General features: G+C 58.2%; 22 protein-coding genes. 14 read left to right on the plus strand and 8 right to left on the minus strand.

Features of this window, described 5'->3' with window-relative positions; genetic code table 11:
- Positions 1-38 precede the first annotated feature (38 nt).
- Both APT89_RS15210 and APT89_RS15215 read left to right on the plus strand, forming a co-directional pair.
- Positions 39-608, plus strand: a complete 570-nt coding sequence (locus APT89_RS15210) for a carboxymuconolactone decarboxylase family protein (RefSeq protein ID WP_041910470.1) — start codon at positions 39-41, stop codon at positions 606-608.
- Positions 601-1218, plus strand: coding sequence for a CDP-alcohol phosphatidyltransferase family protein (locus tag APT89_RS15215; RefSeq protein ID WP_060572848.1), 618 nt, complete (start codon positions 601-603; stop codon positions 1216-1218). The genes APT89_RS15210 and APT89_RS15215 overlap by 8 nt, the downstream gene beginning before the upstream one ends.
- Here APT89_RS15215 and APT89_RS15220 read toward each other — a convergent pair.
- The 6 genes from APT89_RS15220 to xthA form a co-directional block, all read right to left on the minus strand.
- The gene (locus APT89_RS15220; protein WP_060572850.1) at positions 1215-2522 is read right to left on the minus strand and encodes a sulfurtransferase; all 1308 of its coding nucleotides are present in this window, start codon (positions 2520-2522) and stop codon (positions 1215-1217) included. The genes APT89_RS15215 and APT89_RS15220 overlap by 4 nt on opposite strands.
- A gap of 73 nt (positions 2523-2595) precedes the next feature.
- Positions 2596-3216 (minus strand): ATP-binding cassette domain-containing protein, encoded by a 621-nt coding sequence (locus APT89_RS15225; RefSeq protein ID WP_060572852.1) that lies wholly within the window; start codon positions 3214-3216, stop codon positions 2596-2598.
- A complete protein-coding gene (locus APT89_RS15230; RefSeq protein ID WP_060572854.1) occupies positions 3216-4745 on the minus strand; it encodes a hypothetical protein in 1530 nt (509 codons plus the stop codon). Before APT89_RS15230 ends, APT89_RS15225 begins: the two co-directional genes overlap by 1 nt.
- On the minus strand, positions 4718-5878 hold the full coding sequence (locus APT89_RS15235; RefSeq protein WP_395756335.1) for an ABC transporter substrate-binding protein: 1161 nt from the start codon (positions 5876-5878) through the stop codon (positions 4718-4720). Before APT89_RS15235 ends, APT89_RS15230 begins: the two co-directional genes overlap by 28 nt.
- Before the next feature lie 15 nt (positions 5879-5893).
- Entirely contained in the window at positions 5894-6577 is a 684-nt protein-coding gene (locus APT89_RS15240) for a TVP38/TMEM64 family protein (RefSeq protein WP_028012788.1), read from the minus strand.
- Between the two features lie 6 nt (positions 6578-6583).
- Positions 6584-7390: an exodeoxyribonuclease III gene (xthA, locus tag APT89_RS15245; protein WP_032644863.1), complete on the minus strand. Its 807-nt coding sequence runs from the start codon at positions 7388-7390 to the stop codon at positions 6584-6586.
- Positions 7391-7823: 433 nt separating this feature from the next.
- Between xthA and astC the strand changes: the two genes are divergently transcribed.
- The 7 genes from astC (at position 7824) to ves (ending at position 15534) form a co-directional block, all read left to right on the plus strand.
- The gene (astC, locus tag APT89_RS15250; RefSeq protein WP_028012790.1) at positions 7824-9044 is read left to right on the plus strand and encodes a succinylornithine/acetylornithine transaminase; all 1221 of its coding nucleotides are present in this window, start codon (positions 7824-7826) and stop codon (positions 9042-9044) included.
- Positions 9041-10075 carry an arginine N-succinyltransferase gene (gene astA, locus APT89_RS15255; RefSeq protein WP_060572858.1) on the plus strand — a complete coding sequence of 345 codons (1035 nt, stop codon included), beginning with the start codon at positions 9041-9043 and terminating at the stop codon, positions 10073-10075. The genes astC and astA overlap by 4 nt, the downstream gene beginning before the upstream one ends.
- A complete protein-coding gene (gene astD, locus APT89_RS15260; protein ID WP_060572860.1) occupies positions 10072-11559 on the plus strand; it encodes a succinylglutamate-semialdehyde dehydrogenase in 1488 nt (495 codons plus the stop codon). Before astA ends, astD begins: the two co-directional genes overlap by 4 nt.
- The gene (astB, locus tag APT89_RS15265) at positions 11546-12871 is read left to right on the plus strand and encodes an N-succinylarginine dihydrolase (RefSeq protein ID WP_060572862.1); all 1326 of its coding nucleotides are present in this window, start codon (positions 11546-11548) and stop codon (positions 12869-12871) included. The genes astD and astB overlap by 14 nt, the downstream gene beginning before the upstream one ends.
- A gap of 10 nt (positions 12872-12881) precedes the next feature.
- On the plus strand, positions 12882-13847 hold the full coding sequence (gene astE, locus APT89_RS15270) for a succinylglutamate desuccinylase (RefSeq protein WP_060572864.1): 966 nt from the start codon (positions 12882-12884) through the stop codon (positions 13845-13847).
- A 337-nt stretch (positions 13848-14184) separates the two neighbouring features.
- On the plus strand, positions 14185-14679 hold the full coding sequence (spy, locus tag APT89_RS15275) for an ATP-independent periplasmic protein-refolding chaperone Spy (protein WP_028012795.1): 495 nt from the start codon (positions 14185-14187) through the stop codon (positions 14677-14679).
- Positions 14680-14976: 297 nt separating this feature from the next.
- Positions 14977-15534, plus strand: a complete 558-nt coding sequence (gene ves / locus APT89_RS15280) for an environmental stress-induced protein Ves (RefSeq protein ID WP_045261590.1) — start codon at positions 14977-14979, stop codon at positions 15532-15534.
- Here the strand turns inward: ves and cho are convergent.
- Both cho and nadE read right to left on the minus strand, forming a co-directional pair.
- A complete protein-coding gene (gene cho / locus APT89_RS15285) occupies positions 15512-16390 on the minus strand; it encodes an excinuclease Cho (RefSeq protein WP_060573053.1) in 879 nt (292 codons plus the stop codon). The genes ves and cho overlap by 23 nt on opposite strands.
- A gap of 121 nt (positions 16391-16511) precedes the next feature.
- Positions 16512-17336: an ammonia-dependent NAD(+) synthetase gene (nadE, locus tag APT89_RS15290; RefSeq protein ID WP_028012798.1), complete on the minus strand. Its 825-nt coding sequence runs from the start codon at positions 17334-17336 to the stop codon at positions 16512-16514.
- A 232-nt stretch (positions 17337-17568) separates the two neighbouring features.
- Between nadE and osmE the strand changes: the two genes are divergently transcribed.
- The 5 genes from osmE (at position 17569) to chbR (ending at position 21194) form a co-directional block, all read left to right on the plus strand.
- The gene (osmE, locus tag APT89_RS15295) at positions 17569-17913 is read left to right on the plus strand and encodes an osmotically-inducible lipoprotein OsmE (RefSeq protein WP_003857836.1); all 345 of its coding nucleotides are present in this window, start codon (positions 17569-17571) and stop codon (positions 17911-17913) included.
- A 281-nt stretch (positions 17914-18194) separates the two neighbouring features.
- Positions 18195-18512: a PTS N,N'-diacetylchitobiose transporter subunit IIB gene (chbB, locus tag APT89_RS15300; RefSeq protein WP_014883474.1), complete on the plus strand. Its 318-nt coding sequence runs from the start codon at positions 18195-18197 to the stop codon at positions 18510-18512.
- Positions 18513-18592: 80 nt separating this feature from the next.
- On the plus strand, positions 18593-19951 hold the full coding sequence (chbC, locus tag APT89_RS15305) for a PTS N,N'-diacetylchitobiose transporter subunit IIC (protein ID WP_028012799.1): 1359 nt from the start codon (positions 18593-18595) through the stop codon (positions 19949-19951).
- A 47-nt stretch (positions 19952-19998) separates the two neighbouring features.
- On the plus strand, positions 19999-20346 hold the full coding sequence (chbA, locus tag APT89_RS15310) for a PTS N,N'-diacetylchitobiose transporter subunit IIA (RefSeq protein ID WP_028012800.1): 348 nt from the start codon (positions 19999-20001) through the stop codon (positions 20344-20346).
- Positions 20347-20351: 5 nt separating this feature from the next.
- A complete protein-coding gene (chbR, locus tag APT89_RS15315) occupies positions 20352-21194 on the plus strand; it encodes a transcriptional regulator ChbR (RefSeq protein ID WP_028012801.1) in 843 nt (280 codons plus the stop codon).
- The last annotated feature ends 62 nt before the right edge of the window (positions 21195-21256 follow it).

Consider the following 21256-nt stretch of genomic DNA (forward strand, 5'->3'; position numbering starts at 1 on the left):
CGTGCCCTTTCAAAGAGTCCAGCCATCAGGAGAATCAGGTGAAAGAGACGTCCACCTGGGTAGAGCCCATCCCAACCCTTCCGGCGAGCGTAAAACCCATTGCCGCCATGCAGCAAAAACACTTCGGCGCCGTGCTGAACCCCACGCGCTGGTGGGGACGCATGCCGCGTCTGTTCTGGCTGGTCGCTTTGTTTGTGGGGTTTCTGGAGCGCAGAAAAGCGCGCCTGACGCCAGTGCTGCGCTCGCTGCTTATGACGCGCGTATCGCAGCTGTGCCACTGTGCGTTCTGTATTGACGCCAACAGCCTGCGCCTGGCCGAGCGCTGCGGCGCGCTGGATAAAGTCCAGGCCGTAAGCGGCTGGGCTGATTCTGACGTGTTCAGTGAACAGGAACGCGCGGCGCTGGCCTATGCGGAGGCGGTGACCGCCACGCCGCCCCGGGTGGATGAAGCAATCAAAACGGCGATGAAACGCCACTTTACGGATGATGCCATCACTGAAATGACGGCGCTCATTGCCTTTCAGAATCTCTCGGCCCGGTTTAATGCCGCGCTGGATATACCGGCACAGGGGCTGTGCGCCACGTTTAAAGGGAGGCCTGATGCTTGACCGTCACCTGCACCCGCGGGTAAAACCCGCTCTGGACCGTCTGGTATCCGTGCTGGATAAGCCGGGCGTTACGCCCGACGGATTAACGCTTGCCGGGTTTGCCATCGGCCTGCTGGCGTTGCCGTTCCTGGCCCTCGGCTGGTATCCGGCGGCGCTGGCCGCCATCGTCCTGAACCGCCTGCTGGATGGTCTGGACGGCGCGCTGGCGCGTCGGAGAGGGCTGACGGATGCGGGAGGGTTTCTCGATATCGCCCTCGATTTTCTGTTCTATGCGCTGGTGCCGTTTGGCTTTGCGCTGGCTGCACCCGCAGCGAATGCGCTGGCGGCGGCCTGGCTGTTGTTTGCATTTATCGGCACCGGCAGCAGTTTTCTCGCCTTTGCCGCGCTGGCGGCGAAGCACGATATCGACAACCCCGGCTATGCGCATAAGTCGTTTTACTATATCGGCGGGTTAACGGAAGGGACGGAGACCATCGCGCTGTTCGTGCTGTGCTGCCTGTTTCCGGCACAGTTTACGCTGTTCGCGTGGATATTCGGCGCGCTGTGCTGGTTGACCACCACAACGCGCATCTGGAGCGGCTACGTGACGCTGAAGTCACTCACCCGTTAGAGAGCACTCTTTGGTCCGCGCTCTCCGGCGGTGACCGGGTTCTGCGGGTGGCTGCTCCATTCGTACCAGCCGCCGTCATAGACGGCGATATTTTTCCAGCCCATCGCCCGGGCGTACATAAAGGTTTCGGACGCCCGCCAGCCGGTGCCGCAGTAAAACGCGACCTGCTGTTCCGGCAGAATATTCCAGCGCTTCCACTGGGCGGCGATGTCGTCAGCGCTGCGCATGGTGCCATCCGGGTTATGGAAGTCTTCCATATGGGTGGCATCGCTGCCCGCGTGACCCCAGCGGGCACCGGCAATTTCACCTTTTGGCTTGATGTAGCTGTAGCCGCTGGTTTCGCCGATAAACTCCGGCCATGAACGAATGCTGACCAGGGAGGCATCCTGACGGTGCAGCATGCCGCGCGCCTGTTCCATATCCACCATCAGCTGCGGCTGGCCGGGGATCGGCGCGCCAAAATCAGGGGCAGGAGCCACTTTGCCGGGCGTACCGCGCTCAACCGGCAGACCGGCATCTGACCACGCCTTCCAGCCGCCATCGAGAAGGCGCACATCCTTCACGCCCGCGTAGAGCATGATCTGCGCCACGCGCGCGGCGGCGTAAACGTCGCGCCCGTACAGAATGACGGTGGTATCGTGACGGATCCCGTGCTTTGCCAGCATTGCTTTCAGCCTGTCGTCGGAGACTTTGTTCCACAGCGGCTCGCTTTCCACCTCGTTGGTGTCAATGTAGCCCGCGCCGGGAATGTGGTTAAGCAGGTAAAACTTCGGCGCGCCCCAGGCCGCTTCTATGACTTTCCATTCGCCCGCCGGCGCGGCGGTCACCGGTTTGCCCTGCTGAAGCCGGTGGATCCACTGCGGGTAGACCAGCTGTTCAAAGTGGGGCAGGCGCTGAAGGCGGTCGGGCGTCCGCAGAGCATCGCTGAGCAGCGAAACGTGGCGGTAACCAGCTTTCTCCAGACGGGCTTTCACCGCCTGGTTATCGTTCTCGTCGCCATACAGCGCGATGGACGTCGCAGGGGTAAGCTGATGCTGTTTTGCCCAAAGTGCAATCTGCTCGTCGCTCATGGCGCTAAGCCAGGCGGCTGCCAGGTTGAGCGCAGCGGGTTCGTGCCCGGAAGGACCGCTGAGGGTCTGCGGCCAGCCGTTATAGAAGGCGCTGGGGCGGGTGTCGATTGCTGCGCCGTGCTGCGCCTGAAGCTGAGACAGCGTCATCGCGTTGGCCATATCAGCAGCCTGAGAGGAAAAAGAGGCGAGGCCGCAGATCAGGGCCAGCGCGGTCAGTTGAGAAACACGTTTCATCGAATAACCTGACGTCAGTAAAAGAGGGGGGCATTGTCGTCTCTCCCGAAACGGAAAACATTGCGTTAGCACATTATTGCCAGCGAGAAATCTCCATCACCTCGCCGCCGGGCGGAATATCGTCCTCGTCATGGGTGACCAGCACCACCGGAATATTGCGCGCCCGGACGGCGTCAAATACCCATGCCCGGAACGTCGTGCGTAACGCTTTATCAAGGCGGCTGAACGGTTCGTCCAGCAGCAGCGCCTGCGGCTCTGAGAGCAGGGCGCGCAGCAGGCTCACCCGGGCTCGCTCTCCGCCGGAAAGGGTGGCCGGATCGCTGTCGTAATGACCGCCAAGCTCGGCGGAATCCAGCGCCTGCTTGACCGCTTCCCGCCGTGCGCGCCCCTCGATCCGCTCAGGCAAGGCCAGCAGCAAATTTTGCCCAACGCTGAAAGGGTCGAACAGCAGCGCGTCCTGAAAAAGAATCCCCAGACCGCGGGATTCGACGGGCAAACCGTCGCAGCGGCGTTCGCCGATCCACAGTTCGCCCCGCGCCTGAAAATCATCCGACAGCGCGCCGACCATCCAGGCAAAGAGGGTCGATTTGCCGCTGCCGGACGGCCCCATCAGGGTGACAATCTCCCCGCGGGGTACGCAAAAATTGACCTTGCGGAAAAGCGGTTCGATGGTGAGATCATTGACCTTCAGCATTAACGTAATCCTTGACGGTAGCGGCCCGCGAGCCGGGATAACAGCACAGCAAGACCGAATACGACGCCCGTGACCAGCAGTAATCCCAGGGCACGGTTAGCGAGAACCGGGATGCTGCCTCCGCTGCTGAGCGCGACGGTCTCGGTGGTCAGCGTGGCAAAACGTCCCGCGCCCAGCCACAGGGTCGGCATATATTGGGCCATGCTGACGGAAAAGCCGGTGGCAAAGGCCAGCAGCGCAGGACGCACCAGCAGGGGACATTTCAGCAGGCAGAAAATTTTTGCCCGCCGCCAGCCGAGCGTTCTGGCGGTAAGGATAAGCCGGGGATCGATCCGCCGCCAGGCGGGCTGCAGCACCAGTAGCATCCACGGTAGCACCCACAGCAGATGGCTCCAGAGGACGGCGATAAAGCCTCCGTCGAGACCCAGATGCAAAGCAATCGCGTATTGCCCGGTGACGAGCGGCAGTGCCGGAAGGGCGAGCGGTAGCCACACCCACGCCGCGCCGCGCTGCGGCCCCCATTCCAGCCAGAGAAAAATGACGATCAGGGCGATAAGGCTCGAAAGCAGACCGAAGGAGAGGCTGGTTCCCACGGGACCCACGTCGTCCCGCTGCGCCAGCATCAACAGCACGGCGGCGCAAAGGAGGCCGCATGCGGGCAAAAAGCCGCTGAATGCGCGTTCAGGCAGGACGAGATGCAACCTGCGGCGCGTTCCGCTCAGGTCCGGAATCGCGCGACGCCAGACCTTCCAGAGGCCGTACCCCAGCGCGGCAAGCGCGGCCAGCAAAAGAAGGAGCACCAGGCACAGCAGTGTCCCTTTCACCTGCTGCTGCGCGTCGCCCTGGCTCAGCCACTGCCAGGCCAGCACGGCCAGCGTGGGCGGGTTGCCGGGCCCGAGAACGATCGCCACGTCCACAACCGACAGCGACCACGCCAGCACCGCCAGCATCACCGCCCCGAGGACGGGCGCGATCGCCGGAAGGATCAGCCAGCTGAGCGTCTGAAAACGCCCGTAGCCAAAGGTTTGCAGGACGATCTTCTGCTGCGCGAGCCCTTTTTCCGGCAGCACGGCGTAAATGGCCCACAGCACGAATGCGCTCTCTTTGACCGCGAGCGTCAGGCCCAGCCCTACGCCGTAGCGGTCAAACGGCGGCGAACAGACGGTACAAACCTGATAAAACAGTCCGCCCTCGGCAAACAGCAGTAGCGCGCTGGTGGCGAAGGCCACGTGGGGGATCGCCAGCAGCCACGGCAGGCGCGTGCTGAGGCGCCGCCAGCGGGTGCCGGGCCAGAAAAGAGCCAGGAGGGAAAGGGCGATAAACAAGGCCCCCAGCGTAGCGATAAGCGTTGAGACCAGCGTGGCAACGGCTGCCTGCGGCAGCTGAGGATCGTTTAGCAGCCGCTGCCAGTTCGTCACGGAAAAGGCCGGCGCGAACAGCACGGTGCCAGCGGGCAGGATCGGCAGATAAATCACCGTCATCGCCAGCCAGACAAGCCAGCCTAACGGGTGCCGTAACGACGCAGCCATTCCTGCTCCAGCGCGTTCACCCACGCGGACTGCGGCTCCGGGATCACCTTCGGTAGCCCCTGAGGCGTGTGGGCCTGCAGCTGTTTCGCTTCACCTTCGGGCAGCGTTTTCGCATCCAGCACGCTCGGATCTCCCCAAATGGCCGGGTCGGCCTTGCGGATCTGCGCCTGCGGCGACAGCAGGAAATTGGCGACCACTTTCGCCCCCGCGCTCGCGCTGGCATTAGCCGGAATAGCTACAAAATGCACGTTGCCGAGCATCCCGTCGCGAAAACCAAAGCTATAGCTGTCGGCAGGCAGTTCGCCGCTCGCCACTTTTTGCTGCGCATGCGCCGGGTTAAAGGTCAGCGACAGGTTCAGACTTCCGCTGGCGAGCAGGGCATCCATCCGGGCGGGTGAGGGAGGGAAGTCTTTTCCTTCACGCCACAGTAGCGGGTGCAGTTTATCGAGGTAGGCCCAGAGCGGCGCCGTAACCTGGGCAAACGTATCATCAGGCGCTTTTTGTAACGCCTCGGGATGCGCCGTAAGCGTCAGCAGCAACTGCTCAAGAAAGGCCGTGCCGGTAAAATCGGGTGGGCGAGGATAGCTCACCTTGCCCGGGTGCTGCTGCGCGTACGCCAGCAACGCCTGCGGATCCTCCGGCGGCATTGGCATGCTGGCTTTGCGGGCAATAAAAGTCAGCTGCGCGCCGCCCCACGGCGATTCCGCCCCGTCGGTTGGAATCGCAAAATCTTCCGTAACGGGTTTACGGGTATCGACATAGCGCCAGTTGGGCAGACTCTGCGCCCACCCGGTTTGCAGCAGGTTCGCCTCTTTTAGCGTGCGGAAGTTCTCGCCGTTCACCCACAGGAGGTCGACCGAGCCGTTGGTCTTACGCCCTGCGGCGGCTTCCGTCTGAATACGTTTGACCGCATCGGCGGCATCCGCCAGCGGGACGATTTTTAGGGTGATGGCATAGTGCGTTTGCATCTCACCGCTGACCCACTCAAGGTAGCGGTTAACCGCCGGATCGCCGCCCCAGGCGTTAAACCAGACGGTCTGGCCTTTGGCCTGCTGTTGAATAGCTTGCCAGCCGTCGGCGGCATAGAGGGGGGCTGCCAGCAGCAGACCGGTCAGAAACGTGCAAAAACGCACACGGCGCATAATGCCTCACTTTTTATCAGCAGGGAGATAGCGGGAAAACAGCCGGCGCGTAACCAGCGGTAATAACCCCAGTAGTGTAAAGGCGAATACCACGCCCGGCGACAAAATATCGCGCAGCGATGCCACTTTTCCCAGTTCCCGCCCGGCGTTCAGAAAGATAACCGTCGCGGGCAGCATGGCGAGCTGGCTGACCCACCAGTAGCGCCGGACCGTGATGCGGGTCAGCCCCATCAGTAAATTCACCAGGAAAAACGGGAACAGCGGCATCAGGCGCAGGGCAAAAAGATAGCCCGCGCCATCGCGCGCCATGCCCGCATTTACCGTTGCCATCTGTCGGGCAAACCGCCGCTGCACCCAGTCGCGCAGCAGGTAACGGCTGGCGAGCATCGCCAGCGTGGCCCCGAGCGTGGAGGCAAACGAAACCAGCACGGTGCCTTCCCACAGCGTAAATAACGCCCCGCCCAGCAGGGTCAGAACCGCCGCGCCGGGTATCGAGAGAGCGGAAACAGCCACGTAAAGCGCAAAGAAGATCAGCGCGCTACGCAGCGGCGCGTGGTCGACATGGGAGAGTAGCGTCTGCTGGTGGGTTTTAATTCCTGCCAGAGAAAGCGTGTCAGGCGGCAGAATGACAAATGTCATAAGAAATGCGCCCAGAAGGGCGCACAGGAAGAGTGTTTTTCGTATGTTCACGCGCGATTACAGCTTGAATTTAGCCCATACCGGCGCGTGGTCCGACGGTTTTTCCATGCTGCGGATGTCGTAGTCGATCCCGGTTTCAATGCAGCGCTCCGCCAGCGGCGTACTCGCCAGCAGCAGATCGATACGCAGGCCGCGGTTGTCGTCAAAGCCCTTCGAGCGGTAGTCAAACCACGAGAAGCGGTCCTGCGTTTCCGGGTTGGCATTGCGGAAGGTATCCACCAGGCCCCAGCCCAGCAGGCGCTCCATCCACTCACGCTCTTCCGGCAGGAAAGAACATTTGCCGGTGCGCAGCCAGCGCTTGCGGTTCTCTTCGCCGATGCCGATATCCAGATCCGTTGGGCTGATGTTCATGTCGCCCATGATCAGCACCGGATTCTCTTTTTTCAGTTCGGTCGTCAGATAGTTCTGCAGATCCTGATAAAACTTCGCTTTGGCCGGGAATTTTGTCTCGTGATCGCGGCTCTCACCCTGCGGGAAATAGCCGTTAATGACCGTAATATTCCCGAGCGCGGAAGGCACTTCCGCCATGATGATGCGGCGCTGGGCTTCTTCACCGTCGCCGGGGAAGCCGCGGCGCACGGAAACCGGCGTGTCTTTGGTGAGCAGCGCGACGCCATAGTGACCTTTCTGACCGTGGTAAAAGACGTTGTAGCCGAGTTTCGCCACCTCTTCGAGGGGGAACATGTCGTCGTGTACCTTGGTCTCCTGCAGGCCGATCACATCTGGCTGATGTTGCTCAACAATGGCTTCTAGCTGATGAGGGCGGGCGCGCAGGCCGTTGATATTAAAAGAGACAAATTTCATAGTCGCTGCCAGTGCAAGGTGAATAGTGCATGGATGGTAGCAGAATTTGCGTCAACTGTTACCGGGTTCGACCAATAACTGCGACAGATAATGCCGGTGGTGCAATATTTGCACCATTCGGACGCGCTTCGCCCTCAAACAGGGCGTAAAGGGTCGATAAATTTCGCGAGCGATCACAATTCCAGAATTATATTTGGCCTGTGCATACTCTTTCTGATTTTCATGCGGCAAAGCGCCGCTTGTCGTAAAAATATTCACTTTTTATGCACTAACAGTGAATAACTCCATATTGTAACCTATTGATATTCTGTTACCTCACCCCGTTTATGCATTTTTATCGCTGGCTGGCACGAAGGCTGCAATCTACATTCACAGTGCAAACACTCAATTATTTAACATTCAAATAACTTTTTATTTACCGGATGAGGTCGCTATGTCTCTGTCAATTACGCGTGAAAATTTCGATGAATGGATGATGCCGGTTTACGCTCCGGCGGCTTTTATTCCGGTTCGCGGGGAAGGCTCACGCCTGTGGGATCAGCAGGGTAAAGAGTATATCGACTTTGCCGGGGGGATTGCGGTGAATGCGTTGGGTCATGCCCATCCGGCGCTGCGTCAGGCGCTGAATGACCAGGCGGCGAAGTTCTGGCATACCGGCAACGGCTTTACCAACGAGCCCGCACTGCGCCTGGCGAAAAAGCTGATTGACGCGACCTTCGCTGAAAAAGTCTTTTTCTGTAACTCCGGCGCGGAAGCCAACGAAGCGGCGCTGAAGCTGGCGCGCAAATATGCCCACGACAAATTTGGGACGCACAAGAGCGGGATTGTGGCGTTTAAAAATGCGTTCCACGGGCGCACGCTCTTTACCGTGAGCGCGGGTGGCCAGCCTTCTTATTCGCAGGATTTCGCTCCGCTGCCGCCGGATATCCGCCACGGCATTTATAACGATCTTCAGTCCGCCAGCGAGCTGATTAACGACACCACCTGCGCGGTGATTGTCGAACCGATGCAGGGGGAGGGCGGCGTGCTTCCGGCGCAAAAGGCATTCCTGCAGGGGCTGCGCGAGCTGTGCGATCGTCATGACGCGGTCCTGATTTTCGACGAAGTGCAGACCGGCGTGGGCCGCACCGGCGAGCTGTATGCCTATATGCACTACGGCGTGACGCCGGACGTTCTCTCTACCGCCAAAGCGCTGGGCGGCGGCTTCCCGATTGGCGCGACGCTGACCACCGATAAATTCGCCAGCGTAATGACCGTGGGCACCCACGGCACCACCTACGGCGGTAACCCGCTGGCGACCGCCGTCGCCGGACAGGTTCTCGACATCATTAACACCCCTGAGGTGCTGAAGGGCGTTAAGCAGCGTCACGAGTGGTTCGTTGAGCGCCTGAACGCCATCAACGGCAAGCTTGGCCTGTTTAAAGAAATTCGCGGCCTGGGGCTGTTGATCGGCTGCGAGCTCACGGCTGAGTTTGCCGGAAAAGCGAAGCTTATTTCACAGGAAGCGGCAAAAGCGGGCGTGATGGTGCTGATTGCCGGTGCCAACGTGGTGCGTTTTGCCCCTGCGCTGATTGTCAGCGAGGAAGAGGTGCAAACCGGTCTGGATCGTTTTGCGCTGGCGTGTGAGAAGGTGAAATCCGGGGTGTCATCATGATGGTCATCCGTCCCGTTGAGCGCGGCGATATTGCCGGGCTCATGCAGCTTGCCGGTAAGACGGGAGGTGGGCTGACCTCGCTTCCTGCCGATGAAAAAACGCTGTCGGCGCGCATTGAGCGCGCCCTGCAAACCTGGCAGGGGACGTTGCCAAAAAGCGAACAGGGTTACGTGTTCGTGCTGGAAGACACCGAAACGGGGAGCGTGGCCGGGATCTGCGCCATTGAAGTGGCCGTCGGGCTTAACGACCCGTGGTATAACTACCGCGTCGGCACGATGGTTCACGCCTCGAAAGAGCTGAACGTCTATAACGCGCTGCCCACGCTGTTTCTCTGCAATGACCACACGGGCGCCAGCGAGCTCTGTACGCTGTTCCTCGACCCGGCGTGGCGCAAAGAGGGCAACGGCTATCTGCTCTCCAAATCGCGCTTTATGTTTATGGCCGCTTTCCGCGATCGCTTTAACGAAAAAGTGGTGGCAGAGATGCGCGGCGTGATCGACGACAAAGGCTACTCGCCCTTCTGGGAAAGCCTGGGCGAGCGCTTCTTCTCGATGGAGTTCAGCCGGGCGGACTATCTCTGCGGCACCGGCCAGAAAGCGTTTATCGCGGAGCTGATGCCTAAACATCCTATCTATACCCATTTCTTAACGCCGGAAGCGCAGGCGGTAATTGGCGAAGTGCATCCGCAAACCGCGCCTGCCCGCGCGGTGCTGGAGAAAGAGGGCTTCCGCTACCGTAACTATGTCGACATCTTTGACGGCGGGCCAACGCTTGAGTGCGATATCGACCGCGTGCGCGCCATCCGCAAAAGCCGCCTGGTTGAGGTATCCGAAGGCCAGCCCGCGCCGGGTGACTGGCCGGTATGCCTGGTGGCGAACGAAAATTACGCCAACTTCCGCGCCATGCTGGTGCGGACCAACCCGAAATGTGAACGTCTGGTGCTGACGGCTGCAGAGCTGGATGCCCTGAAATGTAACGCCGGCGATACGGTTCGCCTGGTGCGTCTCTGCCCTGAGGAGAAAACAGCATGACATTATGGATTAACGGTGACTGGGTAACGGGCGAAGGCGAACAGCGCGTAACAACCAATCCAGTTGGAAAAGAGGTGCTGTGGAAGGGAAATGACGCCAGCGTCGCGCAGGTCGAGCAGGCCTGCCGTTCCGCACGACACGCGTTTCCCGCGTGGGCAAAACGGCCATTCGCCGAGCGCCAGGCGCTTATTGAAAAATTTGCCGGACTGCTGGAGGCCAACAAGGCCGAGCTGACGCGCATCATCGCGTCCGAAACCAGCAAACCGCGCTGGGAAGCGGCGACCGAAGTGACGGCGATGATCAATAAAATCGCTATTTCGGTTAAGGCGTACCACACCCGCACCGGCGAGCAGCATACCGAGATGCCGGACGGCGCGGCCACGCTGCGCCACCGTCCGCACGGCGTGCTGGCGGTGTTTGGCCCGTATAACTTCCCAGGGCATCTGCCGAATGGTCACATTGTCCCCGCGCTGCTGGCGGGCAATACCGTCATCTTCAAACCGAGCGAGCTTACGCCGTTAACCGGCGAGGCGGTGGTGAAGCTTTGGGAGCAGGCCGGGCTGCCGCCGGGCGTGCTGAACCTCGTGCAGGGCGGGAGGGAAACCGGCCAGGCGCTGAGCGCGCTGAGCGATATCGACGGCCTGCTGTTTACCGGCAGCGCCGGAACGGGCTATCAGCTGCACCGCCAGCTGGCGGGGCAGCCGGAGAAAATTCTGGCGCTGGAGATGGGCGGCAACAACCCGCTGATTGTCGAAGATCCTGACGATATCGATGCCGCGGTGCACCTGACGATCCAGTCCGCCTTTATTACCGCCGGACAGCGCTGCACCTGCGCCCGTCGCCTGCTGGTCAAGCGCGGCGCACAGGGGGATGCCTTCCTGAAGCGTCTGGTAGAGGTGAGCGCGCGGCTGGTGCCTGCCGCGTGGGATGCCGATCCGCAGCCGTTTATCGGCGGGTTAATCTCCGAACAGGCCGCGCTGAACGTGCTCAACGCCTGGCAGGACCACGTAGCGCGCGGGGCGAAAACCCTGCTGGAGCCGAAGCAGGTTCAGCCGGGTACCTCGCTGCTGACGCCGGGCATCGTAGAGATGAGCGGTGCGAGCAGCGTGCCGGATGAAGAGGTGTTTGGCCCGCTGCTGTGCGTCTGGCGTTACGACGATTTTGATGCGGCCATTGCGATGGCGAATAACACCCGCTACGGCCTGTCGAGCGGGCTGATATCGCCGCATCGCGAGAAGTTTGAACAACTGCTGCTGGAAGCGCGTGCCGGGATCGTGAACTGGAATAAACCGCTGACCGGGGCGGCGAGCACCGCGCCGTTCGGCGGCGTGGGCGCCTCGGGCAACCATCGCGCCAGCGCCTGGTATGCCGCCGATTACTGCGCGTGGCCGATGGCGAGTCTGGAAACCCCGGCGCTGACGCTGCCGGAGACGCTTAACCCGGGGCTCGATTTTACGAAGGGAGAAGGCCATGAAAGCGCGTGAAGTCAACTTTGACGGGCTGGTGGGGCTGACGCACCACTATGCCGGTCTCTCCTTTGGTAATGAAGCCTCGACGAAGCACCGCTTTCAGGTCTCCAACCCGAAGCTGGCGGCGAAGCAGGGGCTGCTAAAAATGAAGGCGCTGGCGGATGCCGGCTTCCCGCAGGCGGTGATCCCGCCGCAGGAACGTCCTAACGTGGCGGTGCTGCGCCAGCTAGGATTTAGCGGTACGGACGAGCAGGTCGTCGAAAAAGCGGGTACGCAGACGCCGCATTTGCTCTCTGCGGCAAGCTCTGCCTCTTCAATGTGGGTGGCCAACGCGGCCACCGTCGCGCCGTCAGCCGATACGCTGGATGGTAAAGTCCATCTGACGGTGGCGAACCTGAATAATAAGTTTCATCGCGCCACCGAAGCGGACACCACCGAGCGCGTGCTGCGCGCTATTTTCAAGCATGACGCCCATTTTGAGATCCATCAGGCCCTGCCGCAGGTGGCGATGTTTGGCGACGAAGGCGCGGCCAACCATAACCGGCTGGGTGGCGATTACGGCGATCCCGCCGTGCAGCTGTTTATCTACGGGCGGGAAGAGGGCGGCCACGCCGCGCCAACCCGTTATCCAGCGCGTCAGACGCTCGCGGCCAGCCAGGCGGTTGCGCGCCTGAACCAGGTCAATCCTTCCCAGGTGATTTTTGCCCAGCAGAACCCGCACGTGATCGACCAGGGCGTGTTCCATAACGACGTGATTGCCGTGTCCAACCGCCAGGTGCTGTTCTGCCATGAGCAGGCCTTTGCCCATCAGGATAAGCTGCTCGCCACGCTGCGCGAACGCGTGCCGGGCTTTATGCCGATCCAGGTGCCAACGCAGGCGGTCAGCGTGCAGGACGCGGTCGAAACCTATCTGTTCAACAGCCAGCTGCTGAGCCGCGATGACGGCAGCATGATGCTGGTGCTGCCGCAGGAGTCCCGGGATCATCGGGGCGTGTGGCGCTACCTCACCGAACTGGTGAAGGCCGATAACCCGATTGACGAGCTGCGCGTATTTGACCTGCGCGAAAGCATGGCTAACGGCGGTGGCCCCGCCTGTCTGCGCCTGCGGGTCGTTTTAACGCCAAATGAAATACAGGCCGTTAACCCGGCAGTCATGATGAATGAGACGCTCTTTAACACCCTGAACAACTGGGTGGACCGCTACTATCGCGACCGGTTGACGCAGGCCGATCTGGTTGACCCGCAGCTGCTGCGCGAAGGGCGCGAGGCGCTGGACGCATTATCGTCAATCCTGCAGCTGGGCTCGGTTTACCCGTTCCAGCGCTAAAGGAGTGGATATGGAAAATTTACTGGCGCTGACCCTGGCCGATGAAACGCCGGACCAGAGTGAAGGGGAAGGCCCCTCATTCCGCTGGCGGTGGCTGGGGCGCGGGGTGCTTGAGCTGACACCGAAGGCCAGCAGCGCGTTATCGCTGCTGCTTTCCACGGGGATCCACGGGAATGAAACCGCACCCGTTGAGATCGTCGATGGGCTGCTGCGCGCGCTGTATCGCGGCGAGATCGCCCTTGCGTGCCGCGTGCTGGTGGTGCTTGGCAATCCGCCTGCGCTGGCGCAAAACAAACGGTACCTGGTCAGCGACATTAACCGCATGTTCGGCGGTCGCTGGTCGCAGTTTCCGCAGAGTGACGAAACGGCGCGCGCGCAGTGGCTGGAGAACGTCGTGACGACGTTTTTTGCCGCGGCGGGATCGGCGTGCTGGCATCTGGATCTGCATACGGCGATCCGCGCCTCTTACCATGTCAGATTCGGCGTTCTGCCGCAGCGCAATCAGCCGTGGGATGAAGCGTTTCTGAGCTGGCTGGGGGATGCCGGGCTGGAGGCGCTGGTGTTTCATCAGTCGCCGGGCGGGACCTTTACTCACTTCACTTGCGAACGGTTTGGCGCGCTGTCCTGTACGCTGGAGCTGGGAAAAGCGCTACCGTTCGGACAGAACGATCTCACGCGCTTTGCGCCTACGGAGCTCGCGCTTCGGGCGCTGCTCGGTGGGACGGCTACCGAGCACGCACATCAGCCCGTAGAGCGGTACCGGGTCGTACAGCAGATCACCCGCCGCAGCGAGGCTTTCCAGCTTCACATGGCCGCGCACACCCTGAACTTCACGCCGTTTCGCAAAGGGGCTCTGCTGGCGGAAGATGGCGAAGAGCGTTACGAGGTGCAGAAAACCACCGAATATGTGCTGTTCCCCAACCCCTCCGTAGCGTTTGGCCTGCGGGCCGGTCTGATGCTGGAAAAACTTACCTGAACCTTTCCCCTCTCACCATCCGGGAGGGGAAGTAAATATGTTTTCTTAGCGATTAAAGCGCTCTGATTTCTTTTACGGAATATTCCTGGCGAATTGCTTTATTATTCACCGTCACTTCGTTATACTTCTGCTAAATAGCTTTAAAATCATCGTATTGAATATTTCTTGTTGCAACTCTCCACGCTTTATCCTTATTTCCTCCACATTTGGCGAAAAATTGTTTTTTACACTTTCATTGTTTTACCGTTGCTCTGATTAATTGACGATAAACCCCGTAAAGTTAATCTCGTCAACACGGCATAGCGCCGAAGAATAACTGAAAGAAAGGAAATAAATTATGCGTAAGTTTACTGCACTGTTTGTTGCTTCTACCCTGGCTCTGGGCGCTACCAGCATGGCGTTCGCCGCAGATACCGCAACCACCACCGCCGCGCCAGCTGAAGGCAAAATGATGATGCATCATAAAGGCAAGCCGGGTATGCACCACGAGATGATGATGTTCAAAGATTTGAACCTGACGGACGCGCAGAAGCAGCAGATCCGCGACATCATGAAAAGCCAGCGTGACCAGATGAAGCGTCCTCCGCTGGAAGAGCGCCGCGCAATGCATGACATCATTGCCAGCGACAGCTTCGATAAGGCGAAAGCCGAAGCGCAGATCGACAAAATGGCCGAGCAGCACAAAGCCCGCATGCTGGCGCACATGGAAACCCAGAACAAGATCTACAACATTCTGACCCCGGAACAGAAAAAACAGTTTAATGCCAATTTTGAGAAGCGTCTGACAGAACGTCCGGCGATGGAAGGTAAAATGCCAGCACCAACCGAATAATCGGTTCACTCTCTTAAGACCGCCGGGATCCTGTCCACAAAAGCGAAATCGCTGTGGACAGGACCGGCGGTTTTTCTATTCTGCCCTCTTGCCTGCCGCCGCCAGCGCGGTATTCTCCTGTAGTCGCTTCAGAGAATGTCTGTAGAGTCATGGCGTTAGCATTTTTATTTACGTTCCGCTAAGGCCTGCCCGCTCTGCTGCCGATACTGTGTCTGTGAATACCTAACGATAACAAACAAGACTGCAGGGGTAGCGATATCCTTGCCCTGGCACGGGTTGTGCCATTCAGGAGTGGTGATGGAGTTCTTTGATATTCGTAAGATGCCGGTCAGCCTCTGGCGCAATGGTGCCGGCGAAACGCGAGAAATTTGCTGTATCCCTCCCGCGACGCGCGATTTTTTCTGGCGTGCCAGTATCGCGACCATCGCCAGCAACGGCGAATTCTCCTCGTTTCCCGGTGTCGACCGGGTCATTACCCTGCTGGAAGGCGGGGAGGTGACGCTGGATGCCGGTCAGGCGTTCTGCCATACCCTTAAACAGCATCAGCCTTACAGTTTTGCCGGCGATTTGCCGGTGAAGGCGCTGCTTTCCGATGGCAGGATGGCGATGGATTTCAACATCATGACCCGGCGCGACTGCTGTCAGGCGAAGGTGCGGGTTGCCGATCGTACTTTTACCACCTTTGGCTCGCGCGGGGGCGTGGTGTTTGTATTAAGCGGGGCGTGGCAGCTGGGTGATAAATTACTCACGGCCGATCAGGGCGCCAGCTGGCAGGAGGGGACCCATACTCTGCGTCTGCTGGAGTCTCAGGGCACCCTGCTGTTCAGTGAAATTAACTGGCTGCCGGGTCACTGAGCGCGATGATCTCGAACTTGCCCGCTAATACGGGCTTGCAGAGGATTTTGTAGCCGTCGTGGTCGAATCCCGCGGGGGTGCGCAGCAGGGTTGCCGCGTCGCTTAAATTATCGACAGCCCCCAGCCAGAGCCAGTTATTGACGATGTGATACTGCGTCATGGTTTCACCCACTTCTTTTAGCGCAACGGCGCCGTCCCACGGCCAGCAATTGACGCTGATCCCGGCCAGTCCCGCGAGGAGCCGGGCGTGATGCGCCTCAACGCTCTCTTTTCCGCAGCAGGCGCCCGCGCAGCGCTTCAGAGCGGAGCGGAAACAGGCGCGGCCCCGCGTGGTGCCCTCTAGCCCTAAAAGGCTATAGCAAAGCTGCAGCTCGTCCGCGAGCGCCTGCAGAGACTGTAGGGCGGCACGCTTGTTTGCGAACAGCCCGAAGAGATTCGGGGCGTGGGAGAAATCGACCTCGCGGGCGTAGACGACCTGCGGCTTGCCGTCGGCGATCTGCAGGGAGCAGAGCTGGCGGTTGCGGCGCAGGCGTTTATTGAAGAGCGGCTGCTGCTCTTTTATCAGCCGGGCTTCCAGCAACAGCGCGCCCATTTCTCCCGCCGTCTGGAACCAGGTAATGCGTCGCGACTGGCGCAGCATGGCGGCCTCGTCCGGGGTGCGCAGGTGGGATAACACCCGGCTGCGAATGTTAACGCTTTTGCCGATGTAGAGCGGCAGGGTCTCGCTTTCACCGTGAAAGATGTACACACCCGGCTGTTTGGGCAGCGCCTCAAGCCAGGGGCGAAGATGTTCGGGATATTCATAGATAGCCGCCGCTTCAAACTCAAGACGCGGGGCTGATTGACGCCTGCTCACATACTGCTCCATATACTGTTCAGGTATACAGTGTAGCAGGTGTGCTGTGGTTAAAAAAGAGCCGGGTGACCTGATGCCCTCTCCCTAAAGGGGAGAGGGAGCAAAGATTTACGTTTTGCGTTTATTTCCAGAAATCGTCAAACACCGTAATTGGCGTGTGGCGCTTGTGCTCGGTTTTCAGGTACCAGCCCTCGATAATTTTCGCGGTACCTTCATCCAGCGTTTTGCCTTCCAGATAATCATCAATGTTGTCATAGGTGACGCCAAGGGCCGCTTCATCCGGCAGGGAAGGGCGATCGTCTTCCAGATCCGCTGTTGGCGCTTTCTTGTACAGGTGCTCAGGGCAGCCCAGCGCGGCGAGCAGCTGCTTGCCCTGACGCTTGTTGAGACGGAAAATCGGGTTGATGTCGGTGCCGCCATCGCCGTATTTGGTGAAGAAACCGGTGATCGCTTCTGCCGCATGGTCGGTGCCTACCACAACGCCTTTGGTCATCCCGGCGATGCTGTACTGCGCTTTCATGCGCTCGCGCGCTTTCTCGTTGCCGCGCACAAAATCACTCAATTCAATGCCCGCTTCACGCAGCGCCTGCTCGCTTGCCAGCACTGAGGCTTTGATATTGACGGTAAGCACGCGATCGGGCTGGATGAACGCGATGGCGTCCTGGCAGTCCTGTTCGTCCGCCTGAACCCCGTAAGGCAGACGCACGGCGATAAACTGCAGCGCTTCGTCGCCCGTCTCTTCACGAAGCTCTGAAATCGCCATCTGGCAGAGTTTACCCGTCAGGGTAGAGTCCTGCCCGCCGCTGATGCCCAGCACCAGGGATTTCAGGAAAGCGTTCTTTTTTAAGTACGACTTTAAAAAATCCACGCTGCGGCGGATCTCTTCCTGTGCATCTATCGCAGGCTTAGCGCCCAGCGCCTGAATAATCTCTTGTTGCAGAGCCATCATGCCCTCCGTATGCAGAACATAAACAGAATGTGTTAACTGTTAAAACTAACCCTTTGGGCGGAAAACGACAAGGATCACAGTTTCGAGTGCGTTAATTTGCGGCGATTTAGCAGCTTATCGTTGTTTTATTAGAATTTTCCGAAATTCGTCTGGCGTAAATCACAAAGTTGAACAATAGTACTTTTTATCCCATGCTTAGATAACACGCTGATAAACAAGAGGACGGAATATGAACAAGAACGTAGCAGGAATTCTTAGCGCAGCGGCGGTACTGACGATGCTGGCAGGGTGTACGGCTTACGATCGCACCAAGGATCAGTTTACCCAGCCCGTGGTTAAAGACGTTAAAAAAGGGATGACACGTTCGCAGGTGGCTGCGATCGCCGGCAAGCCTTCTTCTGAAGTGACCATGATTCACGCGCGCGGTACGTGTCAGACTTATATCCTGGGTCAACGTGATGGTAAGGCAGAAACCTACTTCGTCGCGCTGGATGATACCGGACATGTGATTAACTCCGGCTATCAGACCTGTGCTGAATACGACACCGATCCGCAGGCACCTAAGGCGCAGTAACCCTGCTTGCCTGAAGATGTTAACAAACCGGCCTCTGGGCCGGTTTTTTTATTCATACGTTAATCTTATTTCTTTGCGCGAATTATTTGCCTGAAATGTGAAGGTAGTCAACAAGCCAGGTCAATGAGAGACAATTTAGGCCTATCCAGAATTATCTCCCCTCTGTACCATTGCGTATACTCACTTCAACGATAAACAACAGTACGCAAGCTACCTGTCTGCCGGGACAGCGAGTCGAGTGATAGCGCGACGGCAGGTAGTCATACAAGAGGGAAATTATGATGGAAAAGAAACATATCTACCTGTTCTGCTCAGCGGGCATGTCAACCTCGCTTCTGGTGTCAAAGATGCGCGCGCAGGCTGAAAAGTATGAAGTTCCTGTGGTGATTGAAGCGTTTCCGGAAACGCTGGCGGGCGAAAAAGGCCAGAAAGCCGATGTTGTGTTACTGGGGCCGCAAATTGCCTATATGTTGCCCGAAATTCAACGACTGCTACCGAATAAACCGGTCGAAGTGATCGACTCGGGGCTGTACGGCAAGATCGATGGTTTAGGTGTACTTAAAGCTGCTGTGGCAGCCATTAAAAAAGCTGCTAATTAATTTTTATTTTTCCCGTCAAAGAGTTATTTCACACACAATTACGCCGTAACATGCGTTACGGCATTTAAGGGTATTTTCCTATGAGTAAAGTCATCGCTTCACTTGAAAAGGTACTCCTTCCTTTTGCTGTTAAAATAGGAAAGCAGCCTCACGTTAATGCCATCAAAAACGGTTTTATTAAATTAATGCCGTTGACGCTGGCCGGGGCCATGTTCGTTTTAATTAACAACGTTTTTCTGAGCTTTGGTGAAGGTTCCTTCTTTTATTCATTAGGAATTCGGTTAGACGCTTCCACTATTGAAACCCTTAATGGTTTTAAAGCCATCGGCGGCAACGTATATAACGGTACGTTGGGTATTATGTCGCTGATGGCGCCTTTCTTTATTGGGATGGCGCTGGCTGAAGAGCGAAAAGTGGATCCGCTGGCCGCCGGATTATTATCCGTTGCCGCGTTTATGACCGTCACGCCTTACAGCGTGGGTGAAGCCTACGCCGTTGGCGCAAACTGGCTGGGCGGAGCCAACATCATCTCCGGTATTGTTATCGGCCTGGTGGTGGCAGAAATGTTCACCTTTATTATCCGTCGCAACTGGGTTATCCGCCTGCCGGATAGCGTGCCAGCCTCCGTTTCTCGTTCATTTTCCGCGTTGATCCCAGGCTTCATTATCCTCTCCATCATGGGGATTATCGCCTGGGCGCTCTCTCACTGGGGCACGAACTTCCACCAGATCATCATGGACTCTATCTCTACGCCGCTGGCGTCGATGGGTGGCGTGGTCGGTTGGGCGTATGTGATTTTCACCTCTCTGCTGTGGTTCTTCGGCGTGCATGGTTCACTGGCACTGGCCGCGCTGGACAGCGGAATTATGACCCCATGGGCACTGGAAAACGTTGCGCTTTACCAGCAGTACGGCTCCGTTGACGCGGCGCTGGCGGCAGGTAAAACCTTCCATGTGTGGGCGAAGCCGATGCTTGACTCCTATATCTTCCTGGGTGGTACCGGGGCGACCCTGGGTCTGATCATCGCGGTCTTTATTGTCTCTCGTCGCGCTGACTATCGTCAGGTGGCGAAACTGGCCCTGCCATCAGGCATCTTCCAGATTAACGAGCCGATTCTGTTCGGTCTGCCAATCATCATGAACCCGGTAATGTTTATCCCGTTCATCCTGGTGCAGCCGCTGCTGGCAGCGATCACCCTGACGGCCTACTACATGGGTATTATTCCACCGATCACCAACATTGCTCCGTGGACCATGCCGGCAGGTCTGGGTGCCTTCTTTAACACCAACGGTAGCGTCGCGGCCTTCCTGCTGGCGATATTCAACCTCGGGATTGCCACCCTGCTGTACATGCCGTTCGTGGCGATTGCGAACAAAGCTGCCACCATCATTGATGAAGAAGAGAGCGAAGAGGAAATTGCCCTCTCACTGAAATTCTAATATTGACCGGCGCGGGGAAGCCCGCGCCAGCCACAAGGAGCTAAAACATGTTAGATTTGGATAGTATCGTCGCAGACGAAGCCGCAGAGAACGATCTCGAAGAAGTGGTGATGGGCCTCATCATCAACTCCGGGCAGGCGCGCAGCCTGGCGTATGCCGCACTGAAGCAGGCCAAGCAGGGCGATTTCGCCGCCGCGAAAACCATGATGGAGCAGTCCCGCACGGCCCTGAACGAAGCGCACCTGGTGCAGACAAAGCTGATTGAAAGCGACCAGGGCGAAGGGAAGATGAAGGTCAGCCTGGTGCTGGTACACGCTCAGGATCACCTGATGACGTCCATGCTGGCGCGTGAGCTGGTGGCGGAGTTGATTGAGCTTCACGAGAAAATGCACTAGGTCGGATTGAGCAGCAGGAGGTCAGCACGATGGAAATCAAAACCGCATTTGAACAACAACTGTTTAATGGCAAAAATTTTCACGTGGTTATCTACAACAAGACGGAGAGCGCCAGCGGTCTGCACCAGCATGACTACTATGAGTTCACGATTGTTCTGACCGGCCGCTACTACCAGGAGATCAATGGTAAGCGCGTCCTGCTGGAGCGAGGGGATTTTGTCTTCCTGCCGATGGGTTCCTATCACCAGAGCTTTTACGAATTTGGCGCGACCCGCATTCTGAACGTGGGCGTCAGCAGACGCTTCTTTGAGAAGCACTATCTGCCGCTGGTGCCGTTCTGCTTTGTGGCGTCCCAGGTATATCGTGTGAAAAACGAGTTCATGACCTGGATTGAAACGGTCATCGCCTCGCTTAACTTCCGCGACAATGAGTTTGATGAATTTATTGAAACGGTGACCTTCTACGTGATGAACCGGTTGCGGCATCACCGTGAAGAGCAGCAGGTGACGGATGACGTTCCACAGTGGCTGCGCAGCACCGTGGAACTGATGCACGATAAAGGCCAGTTCAGCGAAAATGCGCTGGAAAATATGGTATCCCTCTCGGGGAAATCCCAGGAATATCTGACCCGCGCGACGCAGCGTTATTATCGTAAAACGCCGGTGCAAATAATTAATGAAATCCGCATTAATTTTGCCAAAAAACAGCTGGAGATTACCAACTATTCTGTCACCGATATTGCCTATGAGTCAGGATATAGCAGTCCCAGCCTGTTTATTAAAACTTTTAAGAAGTTGACCTCATTCACACCGAACAGCTACCGGAAGAATTTAACGGTAATTAATTAACTTTCGGCGGATTACCCGCCATAAATATTGCTTTAATGGCTTGCCCAAATAGCGGGAAGAGT

Origin of the sequence: Enterobacter sp. 50588862 (assembly GCF_001462935.1) — a bacterium.
In the GTDB taxonomy this organism is placed as follows: domain Bacteria; phylum Pseudomonadota; class Gammaproteobacteria; order Enterobacterales; family Enterobacteriaceae; genus Enterobacter; species Enterobacter bugandensis.

What these genes read in the sequence shown, in the direction of transcription:
- APT89_RS15215 (WP_060572848.1), top strand. Translation starts at nt 601, where the DNA reads ATGCTTGACCGTCACCTGCACCCGCGGGTAAAACCCGCTCTGGACCGT.
- APT89_RS15220 (WP_060572850.1), bottom strand. Translation starts at nt 2,522, where the DNA reads ATGAAACGTGTTTCTCAACTGACCGCGCTGGCCCTGATCTGCGGCCTC.
- APT89_RS15225 (WP_060572852.1), bottom strand. Translation starts at nt 3,216, where the DNA reads ATGCTGAAGGTCAATGATCTCACCATCGAACCGCTTTTCCGCAAGGTC.
- APT89_RS15230 (WP_060572854.1), bottom strand. Translation starts at nt 4,745, where the DNA reads ATGGCTGCGTCGTTACGGCACCCGTTAGGCTGGCTTGTCTGGCTGGCG.
- xthA (WP_032644863.1), bottom strand. Translation starts at nt 7,390, where the DNA reads ATGAAATTTGTCTCTTTTAATATCAACGGCCTGCGCGCCCGCCCTCAT.
- astC (WP_028012790.1), top strand. Translation starts at nt 7,824, where the DNA reads ATGTCTCTGTCAATTACGCGTGAAAATTTCGATGAATGGATGATGCCG.
- astA (WP_060572858.1), top strand. Translation starts at nt 9,041, where the DNA reads ATGATGGTCATCCGTCCCGTTGAGCGCGGCGATATTGCCGGGCTCATG.
- astD (WP_060572860.1), top strand. Translation starts at nt 10,072, where the DNA reads ATGACATTATGGATTAACGGTGACTGGGTAACGGGCGAAGGCGAACAG.
- astB (WP_060572862.1), top strand. Translation starts at nt 11,546, where the DNA reads ATGAAAGCGCGTGAAGTCAACTTTGACGGGCTGGTGGGGCTGACGCAC.
- astE (WP_060572864.1), top strand. Translation starts at nt 12,882, where the DNA reads ATGGAAAATTTACTGGCGCTGACCCTGGCCGATGAAACGCCGGACCAG.
- spy (WP_028012795.1), top strand. Translation starts at nt 14,185, where the DNA reads ATGCGTAAGTTTACTGCACTGTTTGTTGCTTCTACCCTGGCTCTGGGC.
- ves (WP_045261590.1), top strand. Translation starts at nt 14,977, where the DNA reads ATGGAGTTCTTTGATATTCGTAAGATGCCGGTCAGCCTCTGGCGCAAT.
- nadE (WP_028012798.1), bottom strand. Translation starts at nt 17,336, where the DNA reads ATGGCTCTGCAACAAGAGATTATTCAGGCGCTGGGCGCTAAGCCTGCG.
- osmE (WP_003857836.1), top strand. Translation starts at nt 17,569, where the DNA reads ATGAACAAGAACGTAGCAGGAATTCTTAGCGCAGCGGCGGTACTGACG.
- chbB (WP_014883474.1), top strand. Translation starts at nt 18,195, where the DNA reads ATGGAAAAGAAACATATCTACCTGTTCTGCTCAGCGGGCATGTCAACC.
- chbC (WP_028012799.1), top strand. Translation starts at nt 18,593, where the DNA reads ATGAGTAAAGTCATCGCTTCACTTGAAAAGGTACTCCTTCCTTTTGCT.
- chbA (WP_028012800.1), top strand. Translation starts at nt 19,999, where the DNA reads ATGTTAGATTTGGATAGTATCGTCGCAGACGAAGCCGCAGAGAACGAT.